Source organism: Pseudomonas corni (assembly GCF_057128765.1).
Genome location: NZ_JBSKHW010000010.1, coordinates 127,047 through 146,779 on the forward strand (window position 1 = coordinate 127,047; position 19,733 = coordinate 146,779).

At 58.3% G+C, this 19,733-nt stretch carries 16 protein-coding genes; 8 read left to right on the forward strand and 8 right to left on the reverse strand.

The features are described from left to right. Positions 1-103: 103 nt before the first annotated feature. Positions 104-916, reverse strand: a complete 813-nt coding sequence (mutM, locus tag ACWKV9_RS16700; protein ID WP_483837238.1) for a bifunctional DNA-formamidopyrimidine glycosylase/DNA-(apurinic or apyrimidinic site) lyase — start codon at positions 914-916, stop codon at positions 104-106. Between the two features lie 36 nt (positions 917-952). Beyond that, the gene (locus tag ACWKV9_RS16705) at positions 953-1,765 is read right to left on the reverse strand and encodes an HDOD domain-containing protein (RefSeq protein ID WP_483837329.1); all 813 of its coding nucleotides are present in this window, start codon (positions 1,763-1,765) and stop codon (positions 953-955) included. A 248-nt stretch (positions 1,766-2,013) separates the two neighbouring features. Here ACWKV9_RS16705 and ACWKV9_RS16710 point away from each other — a divergent pair, with 248 nt between their 5' ends. Further along, positions 2,014-3,210 (forward strand): class I SAM-dependent rRNA methyltransferase, encoded by a 1,197-nt coding sequence (locus tag ACWKV9_RS16710; protein ID WP_483837239.1) that lies wholly within the window; start codon positions 2,014-2,016, stop codon positions 3,208-3,210. Between the two features lie 154 nt (positions 3,211-3,364). Here the strand turns inward: ACWKV9_RS16710 and ACWKV9_RS16715 are convergent, their stop codons facing one another. Continuing rightward, positions 3,365-3,823, reverse strand: a complete 459-nt coding sequence (locus ACWKV9_RS16715) for an REP-associated tyrosine transposase (RefSeq protein WP_483837330.1) — start codon at positions 3,821-3,823, stop codon at positions 3,365-3,367. A gap of 435 nt (positions 3,824-4,258) precedes the next feature. Between ACWKV9_RS16715 and ilvD the strand changes: the two genes are divergently transcribed. Continuing rightward, positions 4,259-6,106 (forward strand): dihydroxy-acid dehydratase, encoded by a 1,848-nt coding sequence (gene ilvD, locus ACWKV9_RS16720; RefSeq protein WP_483837240.1) that lies wholly within the window; start codon positions 4,259-4,261, stop codon positions 6,104-6,106. Positions 6,107-6,185: 79 nt separating this feature from the next. Here ilvD and ACWKV9_RS16725 read toward each other — a convergent pair whose 3' ends face one another. Next, positions 6,186-6,647, reverse strand: coding sequence for a DUF3429 domain-containing protein (locus ACWKV9_RS16725; protein WP_483837241.1), 462 nt, complete (start codon positions 6,645-6,647; stop codon positions 6,186-6,188). Positions 6,648-6,808: 161 nt separating this feature from the next. Here ACWKV9_RS16725 and ACWKV9_RS16730 point away from each other — a divergent pair, with 161 nt between their 5' ends. Further along, positions 6,809-8,077, forward strand: coding sequence for a DASH family cryptochrome (locus ACWKV9_RS16730; RefSeq protein ID WP_483837242.1), 1,269 nt, complete (start codon positions 6,809-6,811; stop codon positions 8,075-8,077). Between the two features lie 44 nt (positions 8,078-8,121). Here ACWKV9_RS16730 and ACWKV9_RS16735 read toward each other — a convergent pair whose 3' ends face one another. Both ACWKV9_RS16735 and ACWKV9_RS16740 read right to left on the reverse strand, forming a co-directional pair. Then, on the reverse strand, positions 8,122-9,177 hold the full coding sequence (locus ACWKV9_RS16735; protein ID WP_483837243.1) for an HAD family hydrolase: 1,056 nt from the start codon (positions 9,175-9,177) through the stop codon (positions 8,122-8,124). A gap of 301 nt (positions 9,178-9,478) precedes the next feature. Beyond that, a complete protein-coding gene (locus tag ACWKV9_RS16740) occupies positions 9,479-9,991 on the reverse strand; it encodes a dihydrofolate reductase (RefSeq protein WP_483837244.1) in 513 nt (170 codons plus the stop codon). A 127-nt stretch (positions 9,992-10,118) separates the two neighbouring features. Between ACWKV9_RS16740 and ACWKV9_RS16745 the strand changes: the two genes are divergently transcribed. From ACWKV9_RS16745 to ACWKV9_RS16755, 3 genes are all read left to right on the forward strand, one after another. Beyond that, positions 10,119-11,498, forward strand: coding sequence for a DUF2868 domain-containing protein (locus ACWKV9_RS16745; protein ID WP_483837245.1), 1,380 nt, complete (start codon positions 10,119-10,121; stop codon positions 11,496-11,498). Next, positions 11,491-12,888, forward strand: a complete 1,398-nt coding sequence (locus ACWKV9_RS16750) for a GTPase/DUF3482 domain-containing protein (RefSeq protein WP_483837246.1) — start codon at positions 11,491-11,493, stop codon at positions 12,886-12,888. The genes ACWKV9_RS16745 and ACWKV9_RS16750 overlap by 8 nt, the downstream gene beginning before the upstream one ends. Positions 12,889-13,125: 237 nt before the next feature. Then, positions 13,126-13,581: a YkgJ family cysteine cluster protein gene (locus ACWKV9_RS16755; RefSeq protein ID WP_483837247.1), complete on the forward strand. Its 456-nt coding sequence runs from the start codon at positions 13,126-13,128 to the stop codon at positions 13,579-13,581. A 200-nt stretch (positions 13,582-13,781) separates the two neighbouring features. Here ACWKV9_RS16755 and typA read toward each other — a convergent pair whose 3' ends face one another. Further along, positions 13,782-15,602: a translational GTPase TypA gene (gene typA / locus ACWKV9_RS16760; protein WP_483837248.1), complete on the reverse strand. Its 1,821-nt coding sequence runs from the start codon at positions 15,600-15,602 to the stop codon at positions 13,782-13,784. 141 nt (positions 15,603-15,743) lie between these two features. Further along, entirely contained in the window at positions 15,744-17,198 is a 1,455-nt protein-coding gene (gene thiI, locus ACWKV9_RS16765; protein WP_483837249.1) for a tRNA uracil 4-sulfurtransferase ThiI, read from the reverse strand. 331 nt (positions 17,199-17,529) lie between these two features. Between thiI and glnA the strand changes: the two genes are divergently transcribed. Then, positions 17,530-18,936: a glutamate--ammonia ligase gene (glnA, locus tag ACWKV9_RS16770; protein WP_483837250.1), complete on the forward strand. Its 1,407-nt coding sequence runs from the start codon at positions 17,530-17,532 to the stop codon at positions 18,934-18,936. 228 nt (positions 18,937-19,164) lie between these two features. Then, positions 19,165-19,722 carry a chorismate mutase gene (locus ACWKV9_RS16775; RefSeq protein ID WP_483837251.1) on the forward strand — a complete coding sequence of 186 codons (558 nt, stop codon included), beginning with the start codon at positions 19,165-19,167 and terminating at the stop codon, positions 19,720-19,722. Positions 19,723-19,733: the final 11 nt, after the last annotated feature.

The window sequence follows — 19,733 nt, forward strand, 5'->3', positions numbered from 1 at the left end:
GGGAGCGAACCTGTCCGCGAATAGGCCCTTGCGCCTGATAACGATCCGGCGCCTTCAAAATAAGCTTCGCGGACAGGTCCGCTCCCACGAGATGCCGCAATACCTACTTCTGGCATTTAGGACAAAAAACACTCGCCCGCTGCCCAAGCTTGACCTCACGCAACTCCGTCCCGCAGACCTTGCACGGTTGCCCGCCGCGTCCGTAGGCAAACAGCTCCTGCTGAAAATACCCCGGCTGACCGTCCCCACCGATGAAGTCGCGCAAGGTCGTGCCGCCACGCTCAATGGCGGCGGCAAGAATGCGTTTGATCTCAACGGCCAGTTTCAGATAGCGCGCCTTGGAGATGCTCTTCGCTTCACGACGTGGGTCGATCCCCGCCGCGAACAGTGCTTCGGTCGCATAAATATTACCGACGCCGACCACCACCGCGTTGTCCATGATGAACGGTTTAACGGCCATCGAACGGCCGCGCGACAACTCGTACAACCGCAGCCCGTCGAACAATTCGGTCAGCGGCTCAGGCCCCAGGCGAATCAACAGCTCATGATTGTGCGGGTCAAGACTCCACAACATAGCGCCGAAACGTCGGGGGTCGGTGTAGCGCAGCGCCAGTCCCGACTCAAGCTCGATATCGACATGCTCATGCTTGAGCGCCGGCAGTCCGGCCTCGACCAGTCGCAGATTGCCGGACATGCCCAAGTGGCTGATCAACGTGCCGACTTCAGCCTGGATCAGCAAATACTTGGCTCGACGCTCGACCAGCATGATTTTTTGCCCGGACAAACGTACGTCCAGGTCTTCAGGAATCGGCCAGCGCAGACGGCGATCACGCACGATCACCCGGCTGACACGCTGCCCTTCCAGATGAGGGGCAATACCGCGGCGAGTGGTTTCGACTTCAGGTAATTCAGGCATGGGCGGCTCGTTGAGGGCGTAAGGCGGGGCGCAGGATCAGTGCGCACTCAGTTCGCGGATACTTTCCTTGAGGTTTTCGAAGTCGTAATCCGACAGCCCCACGTAATCGAGTACCAAAGGACCGATGCTGTTCCATTCGTGATCGACGGTCTGATTGCCCAGCACGCGGTGGGAGGCGCAAATGTGCTCAGCCATCTTCAAAATTCCCAGCAGGTTTTTAAGCGGTGCATTGCGGCCCGATTCATCCTGAAAGATCGCCAGCGCATTGTGATGATTGGCAATGGCGTTGGTGACATGTTCGGGCAATCGCCACGATTTGGCTGTGAAATAACCGACAACGGCGTGATTAGTGTTCAGCCTGCGGTTTTCCGTATCGACTACCCGAGTCTCCGGGCCGGCGTTGGCGTACGACTCTTCCAGCACGTCCATGTACTCCGGAAAGCGCTTGAGCATCAGCGGAATGCCGCAGTCGTGGAACAGACCCAATGCGTAGGATTCGTCCACCGTCTGCGAGCCGATGCGCTTTGCCAGCGTCAGACTGGTCATCGCTACATCCTGGGCGGTGTCCCAGAAACGGCTGAGCACCACAATGGTTTCGTCACTCATCTCGCCCTTGATCGACTGGGCGTTGATCAGGTTGATGACCGACCGGCTGCCCAGCAAATTGACCGCGCGCTGAATGGAGGCAATTTTGTTGGTCAGGCCGTAGTGAGCCGAATTGACGATTTTCAGCAGTGCCCCGGAGAGACCGGGGTCTTGTGCGATCAACCGGGCGATGACTCCCAGATCAGGGTCGGGCATGTACTGCTCCATCTGCAAATCCACCATGATTTGCGGTTGGGGCGGCACGCTGATCCCTTGCAACACCTGCTGGATCTGCTCGGACGTTAACTCTTGGGACATAGGTACACACTCAAGGCCAGGGCGCGATTCTAACCTTTACCGGCCCTGCTTCCACAATCGTCCCAAGGTCAACGCTGAGGCTTCTGGCTTTGAGTCGACGCAGGCATCCGACCGCCAGCCGATTAATTCGAGCAATCGCGGCCCCGCGCCGGGATCACACGTTATAATCCCGCTCTTTTTTCCGGAGCGACGTCATGTCCCTGCCCAGCTTGCGCCTCAAAGCCAACGCCGACCGTCGCCTGCGCGCCGGTCATTTGTGGATCTACAGCAACGAAATCGACGTTGCTGCCACCCCCCTCAATGGCTTCGCCCCAGGCGCTCAAGCCATTCTGGAAGCCGCCGGCGGCAAGCCTCTGGGCATCGTCGCGCTGAGCCCCAATAACCTGATTTGCGCCCGTTTGCTGTCGCGTGACATCAAGTTGCCCCTGGACAAGTCGTTGCTGGTGCACCGTCTCAACGTTGCGCTGTCGTTGCGTGATCGTTTGTTTGACAAGCCTTTCTATCGCTTGGTATTCGGCGATTCTGACTTGCTGCCGGGCCTGGTAGTGGATCGTTTCGGCGACATCCTGGTGGTGCAACTGGCTTCCGCGACCATGGAGGCGCACAAGGATGACGTGCTCGCGGCGTTGATTCAGGTGATCAAGCCCAGCGGCATTCTGCTCAAGAATGACTCGGCTGCACGTGATGCCGAAGGCCTCACCCGTTACGTCGAAACCGCATTCGGTTTGGTCCCTGAGTGGGTTGCGCTGGAAGAAAACGGCGTGAAGTTCGAAGCGCCGGTCATGGAAGGCCAAAAGACTGGCTGGTTCTATGATCACCGCATGAACCGCGCGCGCCTGGCGCCGTACGTCAAAGGCAAACGGGTACTGGATCTGTTCAGCTACATTGGCGGCTGGGGAGTACAAGCTGCTGCGTTCGGCGCTGCCGACGTGACCTGCGTTGATGCTTCGTCCTTCGCACTGGATGGCGTTGAGCGCAACGCGGCCCTGAACGGCTTCACCGACAAAGTCGCGTGCATTGAAGGCGATGTGTTCGAAGCCCTGAAAGAGCTAAAAGCCAGCGAAGAGCGTTTCGACGTGATCGTGGCCGATCCGCCTGCTTTCATTAAAAAGAAGAAAGACCTGAAAAACGGCGAAGGCGCCTACCGCCGCCTGAATGAACAGGCCATGCGTCTGCTCAGCAAAGACGGCATTCTGGTCAGCGCATCATGCTCCATGCATTTGCCGGAAGACGATCTGCAAAACATCCTCCTCACCAGCGCCCGCCATCTGGACCGCAACATCCAGCTGCTCGAACGCGGCGGCCAAGGCCCGGATCACCCAGTCCACCCGGCAATTGCCGAAACGCGGTACATCAAAAGCATTACCTGCCGGTTGTTGCCCAATAGCTAAGTTTTTTGGCGTTCAAGTGGACGCCATCGCGGGCAAGCGCGCTCCTACAATGATCGCATTCCCACCGCGGCCCATCACCGACGCGTCGCCCGCTGATCGCAATCCCATGCCGCAACGCGCTCTGTTGTAGGAGCGCGCTTGCCCGCGAAAGGTCTCAAAGCCACACTGCATCCCAAAGTGGGTAATCCCCGATACGCTTTACTAACCCCGCCCTCAGGGGATTGGCTACGATGTAGCGCGCAACGCTCTGTAAATCCTCTTCTCGCCGTATAGCCCTGTCGTGATACCCCTTCTGCCAAACGCGAAGTGGCGTGTGCCCGGCTCTCATCACAGCGAGGGCACTTCCTGATTTGATTTGACGCATCAGTAACCCCAAGCTCCCTTCACGCAATTCCACCAGCCAATGGAAGTGATCGGGCATCACCACCCACGCGAGCGTGTTTGCCATCCCCTCCTTCTCCGCATTTCGGAATTGATCGACGACCAATCGCCCAACCCGCCAATCGGCAAACAGCGGCTGACGGTTGTTGACGACAGAGGTCAGCAGGTAGATCTGTCCTTTCGTGGAATATCGGCCGTTGCGTAAATCAGCACCGCGTTGAGGTGTCGGCATTCCATTGCCCTCGTTGATATGTTCGATGTTCAGGCTAGTGGACACCGGAGAACCGGGTGCGGAGGAAGGAATTCCTGATGTGTCCCAACATGCGCCATCGCGGGCAAGCGCGCTCCTACAATGGTCCGCAACATTGATGCCTATCTGTAGGAGCGCGCTTGCCCGCGAAAAGGCCCGCCTGTGCAGCCAAAACCCCACCATCCGGCTCCAACAACCTGGTCTCACCGCTTGAACCATTCCCTCCCCCGCTCACAGGTGTAGAATCAGCGCTATTCATCGCCATCATCCCCCGGCGGGTTTATGAGCTCAGGCCGAGCGCGCGGCGATCCTGCGACGCTATCGGTTTCTTCGCTGCATCCGGTCACTGCCATTTGCACGCGACGTCACTAGAAGCTCACTCCCTTCCTTGATTAGCCGATTAGCCGGAGTGCTCCAATGCCTGATTACCGTTCGAAAACGTCCACCCACGGCCGCAATATGGCCGGCGCGCGTGCTCTGTGGCGCGCCACGGGCATGAAGGACGAAGACTTCAAAAAACCAATCATCGCCATCGCCAACTCGTTTACCCAATTCGTTCCGGGCCACGTTCACCTGAAAGACCTGGGTCAACTGGTCGCCCGTGAAATCGAACGCGCAGGCGGCGTGGCGAAGGAATTCAACACGATCGCCGTGGACGACGGCATCGCCATGGGTCACGACGGCATGCTGTATTCGCTGCCCAGCCGCGAGATCATCGCTGACTCGGTCGAGTACATGGTCAACGCCCACTGTGCCGACGCCATCGTCTGCATTTCCAACTGCGACAAAATCACCCCTGGCATGTTGATGGCGGCGTTGCGCCTGAATATCCCGGTGATCTTCGTTTCGGGCGGACCGATGGAAGCCGGCAAGACCAAGCTCGCCAGCCACGGCCTGGATCTGGTTGACGCCATGGTCATTGCCGCCGACTCCTCGGCCTCCGATGAGAAAGTCGCTGAGTACGAGCGCAGCGCATGCCCAACGTGCGGTTCGTGTTCGGGGATGTTCACCGCCAACTCAATGAACTGCCTGACCGAAGCACTGGGTCTTGCGCTGCCAGGTAACGGCTCGACGCTTGCCACTCACAGCGATCGCGAACAGCTGTTCCTGCAAGCGGGCCGCACCATCGTCGATCTGTGCAAAACCTACTACCGCGACAACGATGACTCGGTGCTGCCGCGCAACATCGCCAACTTCAAAGCGTTCGAAAACGCGATGACGCTGGACATCGCCATGGGCGGTTCGACCAACACCATCCTGCATTTGCTGGCCGCGGCTCAAGAAGCTGAGATCGATTTCGACCTGCGCGATATCGATCGCCTGTCACGTAAGGTGCCGCAGCTGTGCAAAGTCGCGCCGAACATCCAGAAGTACCACATGGAAGACGTCCACCGCGCGGGCGGTATCTTCAGCATCCTGGGCTCGCTCGCGCGCGGCGGCCTGCTGCACACCGAACTGCCGACTGTGCACAGCAAAACCATGGCTGAAGGCATCGCCAAGTGGGACATCACCCAGACCACCGACGAAGCGGTGCATCACTTCTTCAAGGCAGGGCCTGCAGGCATTCCGACGCAAACTGCGTTCAGCCAGTCGACCCGTTGGGAGACACTGGATGACGACCGCGAAAACGGCTGTATCCGCAGCGTCGAGCACGCGTATTCGCAAGAAGGCGGTCTGGCCGTGCTTTACGGCAACATCGCGGTAGATGGCTGCGTGGTCAAAACTGCCGGGGTCGATGAGTCGATTCACGTGTTCGAAGGCAACGCGAAAATCTTCGAAAGCCAGGACAGCGCCGTTCGCGGCATCCTCGCCGATGAAGTGAAAGCCGGCGACATCGTGATCATCCGCTACGAAGGCCCGAAAGGCGGCCCGGGCATGCAGGAAATGCTTTACCCGACCTCGTACCTGAAATCCAAAGGCCTGGGCAAAGACTGTGCACTGCTCACCGACGGACGTTTTTCGGGTGGTACTTCGGGTCTGTCCATCGGCCATGCTTCACCGGAAGCCGCAGCGGGCGGCGCGATTGGCCTGGTTCGCGATGGCGACAAAGTGCTGATCGACATTCCGAATCGCGGCATCAACCTGTTGATCAGCGATGAAGAAATGGCTGATCGTCGCGCCGAGCAGGAGAAGAAAGGCTGGAAGCCGGTTGAGTCGCGTCCGCGCAAAGTGACCACCGCGCTGAAAGCCTACGCATTGCTCGCCACCAGCGCCGACAAGGGCGCGGTACGTGACAAGGCCCTACTGGACAAACTGGTGCCGTAAGCACCTTGAGCGACTTGAAAAACACCCCGCACGTCGGGGTGTTTTTCTGTCCGCAGCCTTCGCGCAATCATGCGACGTGTCAGCGAATGGCCACAGCAATCGCACCGATCAGCAGGCAAACGCTCGCAACGGACGTCAACTGGATGCGTAACGGCAAGTACCAATCAGGCAGAGGCAGCGTGCGCACCAAGTGCCTGTCTTGCCAATAGTGGGCGGCGAAGCCGGCAATCAGCAGCACGCAGCCCAACGGCACCGGCAACAATGTCGAAGGCCATGCGATAAGCGCTGGCACAACGCTCCAGACGAATCGGGCACGGCGTTGTTCCGGGCTCATGTCGTGTAGCGTCATGGCGAATCCCCAATGCAAGGCGCCGACGAAGCTCAGAATGACTGCGCCGTAAGCCACCAGCGCCCTACCTAGAAAGTCACCATGCTCATCAGAGAAGGGGATCACCAGCGCCAGCCCGATAAAGGGCACAAGACCGCCATAACCCAACAAGCCCACCAGCGTTGGCGGCGAAGTCGCGGACGACACGTTCATTTCGGCTCCTTGCAGTGAATGACATTCAAGACTGTAGGCACAAAAGCGCGGTCAGGGTTCACAGTCCTCCTGACTCATCCGCAATCGCCGCAACCCTCGGCGCGGGAATCGGTCCTAAGCGTACCTGTCGACGCTAAAACCGCCATGAACGAGAGCTGCCCATGAGTACCTTGATCTACTGGTTTCGCCAAGACCTCCGACTTGCCGACAATCCCGCGTTCACGCTTGCGTGCGAGCAGGCTTGCACCTTATTGCCGGTGTATTGCACACCGACGCAGGCAGCTACGGCCTGGGGTTTTGAGCGGGTGGGAAGCCACCGCAAGTATTTTGAAAACGCGTCAGTGCACGCCCTCGCCGATCAATTAAGCGCTCGCGGCAGTGCGCTGATGCAGATTCAGGGCGACGCGGTTGAGCAATTAGTGGCACTTGCAAAGCGCGTGGGCGCCGAAAAGATTGTCTGCGAACGCATCGCCGCCCCCGAGGAGGAAGCCCAGGTCAACGCGCTGCGCTCAGCCGGGCTAACCGTGGAAGATCACTGGCAATCGAGTCTTTTCAGCCTTGAGTCACTGCCGATGGGCATTGACCAATTGCCCGATGTGTTCAGCAGCTTCCGACGCTTGATCGAGAAAGCAGACACCCAGGCCCGCACGATTGTGCCGGTGCCGACAACGGTCCCTGCACCGCCACAGGGCCTAATCGGGGGACCGATTAGTTCGCCCGCGCCACCCGATCTTGATCCGCGCTCTGCATTTGCTTATCAAACACCGGCTTTCAGCGGTGGTGAGCAAGCGGCGCAGGCGCACTTACGTCAGTATTTCGAGCGTCAGTTGGCGAACAGCTACAAGGCCACGCGCAACAACCTGAGCGCGGTCGATGACTCCACCAAGTTCTCCCCTTGGCTGGCGCAGGGTGCATTGTCAGCCCCACAGATCGACCAGGCGTTAAAACGCTTCGAAGCCGCACAGGGCGCCAACGACAGTACGTACTGGATTTTCTTCGAGTTACTGTGGCGCGACTACTTCCGTTTTCTGCATCTCAAATATGGGCGACGCCTGTATCGGGCCAGTGGTTTGCTCAGTAGCGGTCTGCCTCATCACAACGCGCAGGGGTTCGAGCGCTGGTGCCGTGGCGAAACCGGGGAGGCTCTGATTGATGCGGGCATGCGCGAACTGGCGGCCACGGGTTATCTATCCAATCGCATGCGCCAGATCGTCGCCAGCTACCTGATCCATGACCTTAAATGCGATTGGCGTGCGGGGGCTGCCTGGTTTGAGGCGCAACTGGTGGATTACGACGTCTACAGCAATCAGGGCAATTGGCTGTATATCGCAGGATTCGGGACGGACCCAAGGGGAGGACGGCGTTTCAACACGGCCAAACAGGCCAATGACCATGACGCGGACGGGGTCTATCGACGGTTATGGGCCTGACGCTACGGCAGCACGGCTAATCGCCGTGCCGCCGTGCGAGGTGGTTATTGAATGTCTTCAGGCTTCACGATTACCCAGTTCTTGTCCGCTGTCACCGGTAACCCTTCCTTGGCCTGCGCCGCAGCATGTTTGGCCATCATGCCGTTGAGCTGGGTCATGTACTTGTCTTTGCGGTTGATCCACAAATGTACGCCGCCCTTGGCCACGTCGACATCATGGAACAGCATGTAACCGTCGCTAGTTGGGGTGTCGCCGCCGACCAACACCGGCTTTTTCCACTCATCGATATAAGTCAGGATCGCCGCGTGCTTCCCGGCCATCCAGGTTGCGGGGGTCCAGAGGTAAGGCGTCAGCTCCAGGCCGAGGTTGGCCTTCTCGTCATATTTTCCGGCAGTGATCTGCTTGCGTGAGGTGGTCAGCTCGCCGGTTTGCAGATTCTTCAACAACGTAGTCACGCCGATGACGTTCTGCGGTTTGACGTTGTAGCCGTACTTCGGGTCTGAGGCGACCATGCGCACCAGTTCTTCGGAAGCGGCGGTCATCACGTAGACCTCAATGCCGTTCTCCATCAACTTGTTGTACAGCTCGGCCTGGCCGGTGAAGATTTTCGGCGGGTTGACCTCGATGGTCTTCACCGCGTCGCCGTCGTAATAGGTGCTCGAGATCGGCTTGCCGGACGCCATCAGCTCGTCGACGTAGCCTTTGAGCTGCTTGAGGGTGAAGCCTGAAAACACCTGCGCAACCCATGGATAGCAGACCATGTCGTCGATTTCGCAGAGGCGGTAGTAATAGCTGAACAGGCTTTCCTTATGGCTGGCGGTATCCTTGAACGGGATCAGCTTGAGGGAGGGGTCCAGCGATTCACGGGTGATCAGCCCTTTGTTTTCCATAAACGGCAGCAGCGACTCTTCAAGGTCGTAGCGGTAGCTGGTGTTGTCCATGTCGAACACCGCGAAATTGCCCTTGTTGGCGTTCGCGGCGATCATTTCGTTGAGCTGCTTGGCGGCGGGTGCTGGCCAGTGGGTTAGTTCGGTAGCGAATGCCTGGCCTGCCAGGCCCAGACATAAGGCAGCAGCCAACAGTTTGGGTGCGAGCTTCATAACGGTGTCCTCCCCTTTTTTGATCAAGGATTGGACCGTAGCAAAAAGCCGTTACTGTTTCAGTGCGTCAGCGACTGCGCGTGTTCTGATGGCGTCACCCTGAGAACGATTCGCGACAGGATGGTCGAAAACGACACTTTTGTGACACAGGAACGACCGCAGCGAAGCCTTCGCGGGCAAGCGCGCTCCTACAGGCGACCGCGTTCCCACTGCGCATAACCACTGACGCGTCGTCCGCTGATCGTAATTCCATGCCGCAACGCGCTCTTTTGTAGGAGCGCGCTTGCCCGCGAAAAGGATCTTAACCGCGCTCCCAAACCTCAAAGCTGTACGCCGGTTTGTCATCCAGCGCCGGATGTTCTTCATTGGAAACCAGCTTCCACTCGGTTTCATCAAACTCGGGAAACCATGCATCGCCTTGGGGACTCAGGCCGACGCGGGTCAGGTAGAGACGATCCGCCTTTGGCAATCCGTGGGCATAAAGCTGTGCGCCGCCGATCAGCATCACTTCATTAACGCCCTGTTCCTGCGCCCATTCTTCGGCGCGGGCAATGGCATCCGCCAAAGAGGTGAACACTTCGGCGCCTTCAAGCGTCAGATCTTTCTGTCGGGTGACAACAAGGTTCAACCGGCCGGGCAACGGGCGCCCTAAAGAATCCCAGGTTTTGCGGCCCATAATGATGGGCTTGCCCAGAGTCGTTGCCTTGAAATATTTGAAATCCGCTGGCAAATGCCAAGGCATGGAGTTGTCGACGCCGATGACCCGGTTTTGACCCAGGGCGGCAATCAGACTGAATGTAAGGGATTTTTTCATGGCGGCGAGATTACCAGAGGTGCTGGTTTTGCTGAACCCGGAATATGGGAAGTCCTATAAGGGGAGGCCTTTTTGATTATCGTCCGCCAACCGTTATGCTCACCCCACCCCACCAACGAGACGCCGTGTGACTGCTCTGACCCCCATCGATGATCTGTGGCTGACCGAAGCCGTGCGACTGCGCGAAGAACAGGCAGGCGCGCTTGAAGATACTGAAGCCAACCGCCGTGCCCGCGCCGAGGGTGGCGATCTGGCGACTCGTATTACGCACCGCGCCCGCTGGCTGGCCGAACGCGATGGCATGCAGGCGGCGTTGCACCACTGGAAGCAAGGCGCACGGCTGTCGCTGATCGTGCTTGCCATCTTCGCTGTGATCAGCGGTGCCGGCCTGGCCTTTGCGGCGTTGGGCGATGGGCAAGCGCCGGTGAATGTGTTCTGGGCGTTGGGCAGCCTGCTTGGGCTGAACCTGATTCTATTGATCAGTTGGGCCTTGGGCCTGGCCTTTGCCGGAGAAAGCACCGCCAGTCTCGGGCGTTTATGGCTGTGGCTGAGTGAAAAGCTCGCCCGCGACGCCCAGGCCGTTCAACTGGCCCCGGCGCTGGTGTTGCTGCTGCAACGCAAACGCCTGAATCGCTGGGTGCTTGGCACGCTGGTACACAGCATCTGGGCGGTGGCACTGGTCAGTGCCCTGGTGATGCTGCTGATGCTAATGGCGACCCGACGATACGGATTCGTCTGGGAAACCACTATTCTGGGTAGCGACACCTTCGTCTTGCTCACTCAGGCACTCGGCGCAATCCCATCACTGCTGGGATTTAGCGTCCCGACCGACTCAATGATCCGCGCCAGCGGTGATAGTGTCTCGATCGTCGAGAACGCCCGTCAGGCTTGGGCAGCATGGCTGGTCGGGGTCTTGGTAGTGTTCGGAATCGTACCCAGATCGTTACTGGCCCTGCTGTGCTTCTGGCGCTGGCGACGAGGCCGGGCCGACTTGACGCTAGACCTGAACCTGCCGGGCTACGCCCAGTTACGCGAACGCCTGATGCCGAGCAGCGAGCGGCTTGGCGTCAACGATGCGGCACCGGATAAGCTTCATGAGTTTGAGCACGCCACCGGATCACTTGAGAGTGAAGGCGCCGTGCTGGTCGCCATAGAACTGGACGACCAGCGACCGTGGCCGCCCAAACTGCCAAAAAGCGTCGCGGATGCAGGCATTCTTGACAGCCGTGAATCGCGCAAAAAATTACTCGATCAACTTACCCGCTTCCCACCTGCACGCTTAGCTATCGCTTGTGACCCTAGACGCTCACCCGATCGCGGCGCTTTGGCGCTGATCGGCGAGTTGGCGCGCTGTGCAGGCTCGACACGGATCTGGCTGTTGCCCGCCCCGACCGGTCAGGCGCTGGACGCCAACAGACTGGGCGACTGGCACACCGCGCTGCAACAAATGGATGTGAAGTGGGCCGACAGCGCGCCGTTCACCTGGCTGGAGACGGGCCATGACTGAAAAAAAACCTCCTCGCGCGCTGCGTCTTGCCGTCGTCGGTCATACCAACGTCGGCAAGACCTCACTTCTGCGCACGCTGACCCGGGATGTTGGATTCGGAGAGGTGTCTCATCGACCCAGCACCACCCGGCACGTCGAAGGTGCAAGGCTTTCGGTGGACGGCGAAGCACTGCTGGAACTGTACGACACGCCAGGTCTGGAAGACGCCATCGCGCTGCTCGACTACCTGGAACGACTTGACCGCCCGGGCGAAAGACTCGACGGGCCCGCCCGCCTGACGCGGTTCCTTGAAGGCAGCGAGGCGCGGCAACGTTTTGAGCAAGAGGCCAAGGTGCTGCGCCAACTGCTGGCATCCGACGCCGGGCTCTACGTAATCGACGCCCGCGAGCCCGTTTTGGCGAAATACCGTGACGAGCTGGCAGTGTTGGCAAGCTGTGGAAAGCCGCTGCTTCCGGTGCTGAATTTCGTCAGCAGCGCTCAGCACCGCGAGCCCGACTGGCGCGAAGCGTTGGCACGATTGGGGCTGCATGCGCTGGTGCGTTTCGACAGCGTTGCGCCGCCGGAAGACGGAGAGCGGCGGCTGTATGAAAGCCTGGCCTTGTTGCTGGAGAATTCGCGCCCTCAGCTTGAGCGGCTGATTGTGGATCAAGAGGCCCAGCGCCAGGCACGGCGCCATAGCGCTGCGCGGTTGATCGCTGAGTTATTGCTCGATTGCGCGGCCTGCCGTCGCAGCGTTGCGACCACTTCCGATCAGGTACAAGCGGCCATCACGGATTTGCGCAAAGCCGTCCGACAGCGCGAGCAACGCTGCGTCGAATCGCTGCTCAATCTCTACGCCTTCCGCGCTCAGGATGCTGCCGCCAGCGATCTTCCGCTGCTGGACGGACGATGGGGCGATGACTTGTTCAATCCAGAAACCCTGAAATTATTAGGTGTTCGGGTGGGCGGCGGGATTGCCGCAGGGGCTGCCGCTGGTGCTGGCGTCGACCTGCTCGTTGGCGGGATCACTTTGGGCGCGGCGGCGCTGGTGGGTGCTATCGCCGGGGGCGCTTTGCAAACAGCGCGCAGTTACGGCGGGCGCCTGCTGGGCAAGATCAAGGGCCAGCGCGAGCTGACGGTGGACGATGCTGTGTTGCGTCTGCTGGCCTTGCGTCAGCGGCAGTTGCTGCAAGCACTGGAAGTCCGTGGTCATGCGGCGATGGACAGCATCAAACTCACTGCGCCACAGGACAAAGCCTGGCGTGAGGGCAAGCTGCCTGAAGACCTGCGCAAGGCTCGTGCGCATCCTCAGTGGTCGTCGCTCAATCCGCATCCCAGACTCAATCAGGCCGAGCGGCAGGAAGCGATCGAGGGTTTGGCGAGCAGCTTGGGTATGCCTGCGTCTCTGTAGGAGCGAATTTATTCGCGAGGCACCCGTTCCGGCGCGATAAAGATGTGTCGATTGTGTCGCCTCTCGCGAATAAATTCGCTCCTACAGAATCGCGTTCATCCTCGCAGCACGGTCATCGCCCTATCTTTCAAAATACCGCTATGGGTTTGCCGACAGTCGCTTTGATGATTTGGGGATACTGTTAGCGCCCCGGCCCCGGTATCATCGCGCGCCCGATACACCCGGAACCTGAAGCACATGAAACCCACCTTGATCGCCGCCGCAGAAATCGACCGCCTCGATACCTGGGCGAAATATTCCAGCCACATGTGCGGAGGCTGTATTTCCAGCTGCTGCACATTGCCTGTGGAAACCAAGATCAAGGACCTGATCCGGATCGGGATCGTTGACGAGTTCGAAATCGGCGAAAATCCGAAGAACATCGCCAAGCGGTTGCAGAAGGAGGGGATCGTCGAGCGCTTCAATCAGAAGACCGGGATTTTTACCTTGCAGCGCATGAGCAACAACGATTGCCTGTATCTGGATCGCAAAAGCCGGCTGTGCACGATCTACGAGAAACGTCCGGACACCTGCCGCAACCACCCGAAGATCGGGCCGCGTCCAGGCTACTGCGCCTACGTACCCAAGGCTGTTGTCCGTGAGGATCGCGGGACGTTGGGCTCGAATACAGGGCGTGCGCCGCTGAAGTTTTGATAGGGCCGCAACGCCGGCTGTAGGAGCGCGCTTGCCCGCGACCGCGTAGTGCCAGGCGATGTTGAAGGTGCGGCGGATAACATTATCGCGGGCAAGCGCGCTCCTACACCACATCACCGAGCATCAAGCCACACAGAACAAACAAAAACGCCCCCGACCTTGCGGTCGGGGGCGTTTTTTTACGACTGACTAAAAACTAATCAGTTGCCGCTTTTCTTGGCAGCGCGGGTACGCTCGCTTTCGCCAAGAATCTTCTTACGCAGGCGGATCGACTTCGGCGTCACTTCGCACAGTTCGTCTTCTTGAACGAACTCGAGTGCTTGTTCCAGCGTGAAGCGGATAGGCGGAACCAGAGCGATGGTTTCGTCTTTACCGGAAGCACGCATGTTGTCGAGCTTCTTGCCCTTGGTTGGGTTGACGCCCAGATCGTTGTCGCGGCTGTTGATGCCGACGATTTGACCTTCGTACACGTCTTCGCCGTGACCCAGGAACAGTTTGCCGCGAGCTTGCAGGGTTTCCAGCGAGTAAGTCAGAGCCTTACCGGTGGCAACCGAAACCAGCACGCCGTTCTGACGGCCGGACATGTCGCCGGACTTCATCACGTCGTAACGGTCGAAGATCGAGGTCAGGATGCCTGCACCGGAGGTCAGGGTCAGGAACTCGTTACGGAAGCCGATCAGGCCACGTGCCGGGATGTTGTACTCAAGGCGAACACGGCCCTTGCCATCCGGAACCATGTTGGTCAGATCGCCCTTACGGATACCGATCTGTTCCATGATCGAGCCTTGGGATTCTTCCGGCAGGTCGATGGTGACGTTTTCGTACGGTTCGTGCTTAACGCCGTCAACCATGCGGATGATCACTTCAGGACGACCAACACCCATTTCGAAGCCTTCGCGACGCATGGTTTCGATCAGTACCGAGAGGTGCAGCTCACCACGGCCAGAGACCTTGAACTTGTCGGCGGTGTCGCCTTCTTCAACGCGCAGAGCAACGTTGTACAGCAGCTCTTTGTCCAGACGCTCTTTGATGTTACGGCTAGTGACGAACTTGCCTTCACGACCGCAGAATGGCGAATCGTTAACCTGGAAGGTCATCGAAACGGTAGGTTCGTCAACGGTCAGCGGCTTCATCGCTTCAACGTTCTGTGGGTCGCACAGGGTGTCGGAGATGAACAGCTCATCGAAGCCGCTGATGCAGACGATGTCGCCGGCAGCTGCTTCTTCAACGTCTACACGGTGCAGGCCGTGGTGACCCATCAGCTTCAGGATACGGCCGTTGCGGCGCTTGCCGTCAGCGTCGATCGCAACAACCTGAGTGTTTGGCTTGACCTTGCCACGGGCAATACGACCAACGCCGATGATGCCCAGGAAGCTGTTGTAGTCCAGTGCCGAGATTTGCATCTGGAACGGACCTTCACGGTCGACTTTCGGCGCAGGTACGTTGTCGACGATCGACTGGTACAGCGGGGTCATGTCTTCCGCCATGGCGGTGTGTTCCAGACCGGCAATACCGTTCAGCGCAGAGGCGTAAACGACTTTGAAGTCCAGCTGTTCTTCGGTGGCACCGAGGTTGTCGAACAGGTCGAAGATCTGGTCCAGAACCCAGTCCGGACGCGCGCCTGGACGGTCAACCTTGTTGATCACCACGATTGGACGCAGGCCGGCTTCGAAAGCCTTCTTGGTCACGAAACGGGTTTGCGGCATAGGGCCGTCTTGAGCGTCGACCAGCAGCAGAACGGAGTCGACCATCGACATCACACGCTCTACTTCACCGCCGAAGTCGGCGTGGCCTGGGGTATCCACGATGTTGATGTGGTAGCCATTCCAGTTGATCGCGGTGTTCTTCGCGAGAATGGTGATACCACGCTCTTTTTCCTGGTCGTTGGAGTCCATCACACGCTCATCGTTGAGCTCGCCGCGTTCCAGGGTGCCGGATTGACGCAAGAGCTTGTCAACGAGGGTAGTTTTACCGTGGTCAACGTGGGCAATGATGGCGATGTTGCGTAGATTTTCGATCACTTGTGTATCTCGATCAGAGGATTCGGTCAGCTGGCCAGTTTAGGTCAGCTATGAACAGTAGAGTCGGCAAAAGCCGTTACGGCTTGACGACTGGTGTCGGGGGGCCGGTGACGCAAGCCACAGGCAAACAGCCCCGGGCACTTAGCTCGGTCGATAAACGCGCACATTGGCATGCCCCTCACTGAGCAAATGGTGGGCATGCAGGCGACTCATGACGCCTTTGTCGCAATAAAGCAGGTACTGGCGCGTGTAATCCAGTTCCTTGAAACGGCTGTTCAGTGCATAGAACGGCAGCGCTTGTACTTCAATGCCAGGCAACTCCAGCGGGCGATCGTCCTGTTCATCCGGATGACGGATGTCGATAACGACCTGGCCTGCCAGCGCCTGACTGACTTCTTCGATTTCGACGCCCTGGCCCAATTCATCGATCACCCGATCAACCGGAACCATCTTGGCGTTCTCAAGCGCACGCTCGAGAATCGCCATGTCGAATTGCTGTTCTTCGTACTCGACGCGGTTGCGCTTTGCGGCGGTCTTTGGGTTGACGGAAATCACCCCGCAGTACTCGGGCATGTGGCGCGCAAAGTTGCCAGTACCGATCTGATCTGCCAGATCGATGATGTCTTGCTTGTGGCTGGCGATGAGCGGGCGCAATACCAGCTTCTCTGTCACCTGGTCGATCACCGACAAATTCGGCAGGGTCTGGCTCGACACCTGGGAAATCGCTTCGCCGGTAACCAGCGCATCGATTTCCAGACGATCAGCGATAGCCGTCGCAGCGCGCAACATCATACGCTTCAATACTACGCCCATATGACTGTTATCGACTTTTCCGAGAATTTCTCCCAGAACTTCCTCGAAGGGAACGCTGACAAACAGTACGCGCTGGGAGCTGCCGTACTTCTTCCAGATGAAATGTGCGACTTCCATAACGCCCAGTTCATGGGCCCTGCCGCCCAGATTGAAGAAGCAGAAGTGGCTCATCATACCGCGACGCATGATCTGGTAGGCCGCAACGGTCGAATCGAACCCGCCGGACATCAATACCAGTGTCTGCTCCAGCGATCCCAGCGGGTAGCCGCCCAAGCCTTCGTGCTGGCTGTGGATCACAAATAACCGTTGGTCGCGAATTTCCATTCGCACTTCAATTTCTGGCGCTTTCAGGGAAATACCGGCAGCCCCGCACTCCTGGCGCAGCCGACTGCCGACGTATTTCTCGACGTCCATGGAGCTGAAATCGTGATGCCCGGCACGCTTGCAACGCACTGAAAAAATCTTGCCGGCGAGGACATCACCGAAGTGCAGCTTGCACTTCTCATAGATGTCATCCATGTCGCCCAGCGGATACTGATCGACCTGCAGGAAATAAGTGATGCCCGGCATGCAGCTCAGGCGCTCGGTCATATCGTGCAGGGCTTTGGGATCAGTGACCTTCGTTTCGACATCCAGGTTGTCCCACACACCATCGACCACCAGCGCCGGGTCCAGATCACGGAGCACGGTGCGGATGTTTTTGGCCAGCTGCTTGATGAAGCGCTTTCGCACCGGCCGGCTTTTGATAGTGATCTCTGGGAAAACTTTAACGATTAGTTTCATGAAAACAGCGCGCTGGGTGCCGGTCGAAAAAGAGGGGGCGGGATTATAGCGGAAATTGTTCAAGGTTTAACCAGTTATCGTGCAGTCAATCATCGGCGCACCAAAACGACACGACGTCCGATTTGCAAGCACCATAATGGTGCTTGATATTTCATAATTGCGTCGTTTAGTGAGCTGAGAATCCTCGATACCGGCGGAAAACCCAACTCGGGGCACTGGCATGCAAATTGCTCCCTTGTGAGGCAGGTTGCCTTGGCCGACTATCGCGCCCGGCATCACCCAAATTAAAGGGCGTACAACTACCCAGCCCTAATCCACCCCGGAGGACAACATGTCGAAGTCGGTTCAACTCATCAAAGATCATGACGTTAAGTGGATTGATCTGCGCTTCACGGACACCAAAGGCACTCAGCACCACGTGACCATGCCTGCTCGCGATGCGCTGGAAGACGACTTCTTTGAAGTCGGCAAAATGTTCGACGGCTCCTCCATCTCCGGCTGGAAAGGCATCGAAGCCTCCGACATGATCCTGCTGCCGGACGACGAAACCGCCGTTCTGGACCCGTTCACCGAAGAGCCAACCCTGATCCTGGTTTGCGACATCATCGAACCTTCGACCATGCAAGGTTACGATCGCGACCCACGCGCCATCGCTCACCGCGCCGAGGAATACCTGAAGTCCACCGGTATCGGTGACACTGTATTCGCAGGCCCGGAGCCAGAATTCTTCATCTTCGACGAAGTGAAATTCAAGTCCGACATTTCTGGCTCCATGTTCAAGATCTACTCCGAACAAGGTTCGTGGATGTCCGACGCTGACATCGAAGGCGGTAACAAGGGCCACCGTCCAGGTATCAAAGGCGGCTACTTCCCGGTTCCACCGTTCGACCATGACCACGAAATCCGCACCGCAATGTGCAACGCCCTGGAAGAAATGGGCCAGGTCGTCGAAGTTCACCACCACGAAGTGGCAACTGCTGGCCAGAACGAAATCGGCGTGAAATTCAACACGCTGGTCAAGAAGGCTGACGAAGTTCAGACCCTCAAGTATGTCGTCCACAACGTTGCCGACGCTTACGGCCGCACCGCTACCTTCATGCCTAAGCCTCTGTACGGCGATAACGGTTCGGGTATGCACGTTCACATGTCCATCTCCAAAGATGGCAAGAACACCTTCGCTGGCGAAGGCTATGCCGGCCTGTCCGACACCGCTCTGTACTTCATCGGCGGCATCATCAAGCACGGTAAGGCTCTGAACGGCTTCACCAACCCGGCGACCAACTCCTACAAGCGTCTGGTCCCAGGCTTCGAAGCTCCGGTAATGCTGGCCTACTCGGCGCGTAACCGTTCCGCTTCGATCCGTATTCCTTACGTCAACAGCCCTAAAGGCCGTCGTATCGAAGCACGCTTCCCGGATCCAGCAGCCAACCCGTACCTGGCGTTCGCTGCGCTGCTGATGGCTGGCCTGGACGGCATCCAGAACAAGATCCACCCTGGCGACGCAGCTGACAAAAACCTGTATGACCTGCCACCTGAAGAGGCTGCAGAGATCCCACAGGTTTGCGGCAGCCTGAAAGAAGCCCTGGAAGAGCTGGACAAAGGTCGTGCGTTCCTGACCAAAGGCGGCGTTTTCAGCGACGACTTCATCGACGCTTACATCGCCCTGAAAAGCGAAGAAGAAATCAAAGTACGCACCTTCGTACACCCACTGGAATACGAGCTGTACTACAGCTGCTAATCCAGTCACGTCGGCTGTAACGACGTAACAAAGAGGCCTCCTTCGGGAGGCCTTTTTTGTGCCTCGAAAAAATAGGGTAATGGAGCGGTTGCCCTGTCTGGATAGTCCATTCGTCACATACGAGGGTGGTAGTTAACTACCGCATTTTGATCAAACGGGGCTGAGATAATTGAGGCCCGATCACGCTTGCAAGCAGGTCGCCCAACACATCATCACGAGTGCTACCTCATGAACAAGCAAACGGCCGGCGCGTTAGTGGCCCTTATCATCCTTCCTGTGAATCTGATGGCCGCCACATCGAATCAACCACCTGAATCCCTGACAGTATTAATGGATGCGATCAATCAGCGCCTCGAAATCGCCAACGAGGTAGCGTTGAGCAAGTGGCACAGCGGCAAACCGGTTCAGGACAGTGACCGAGAGCGACAGGTAATTGCCAATGCCGCGCTGCAGGCCGGGGAGCACAGGCTTTCCCGAGAGGACATCCGACACTTTTTCGCGGCGCAGATCGAAGCCGGCAAGATGGTGCAATACGCCCGACTGGCACAGTGGCACGCAACCGGCACTGCGCCCGCCGAACCGGCACAGGGCCTCGCAAAAAATCTCCGCGGCCAACTGGATGCGTCGCAACCAGAGCTTCTAAAGTCATATGCAGCGTTTTTCCGCTATCGAAAAGACGTCGCTTGCCCCACATGGGTCATGACAGTTAGCGAGCGAACAACCACTGACCCCATCATGAAAACGGCTTTGACCCGGGCAGTCGGAGAGTTGTGTATTACGGGATGAAAGCGTGCTCA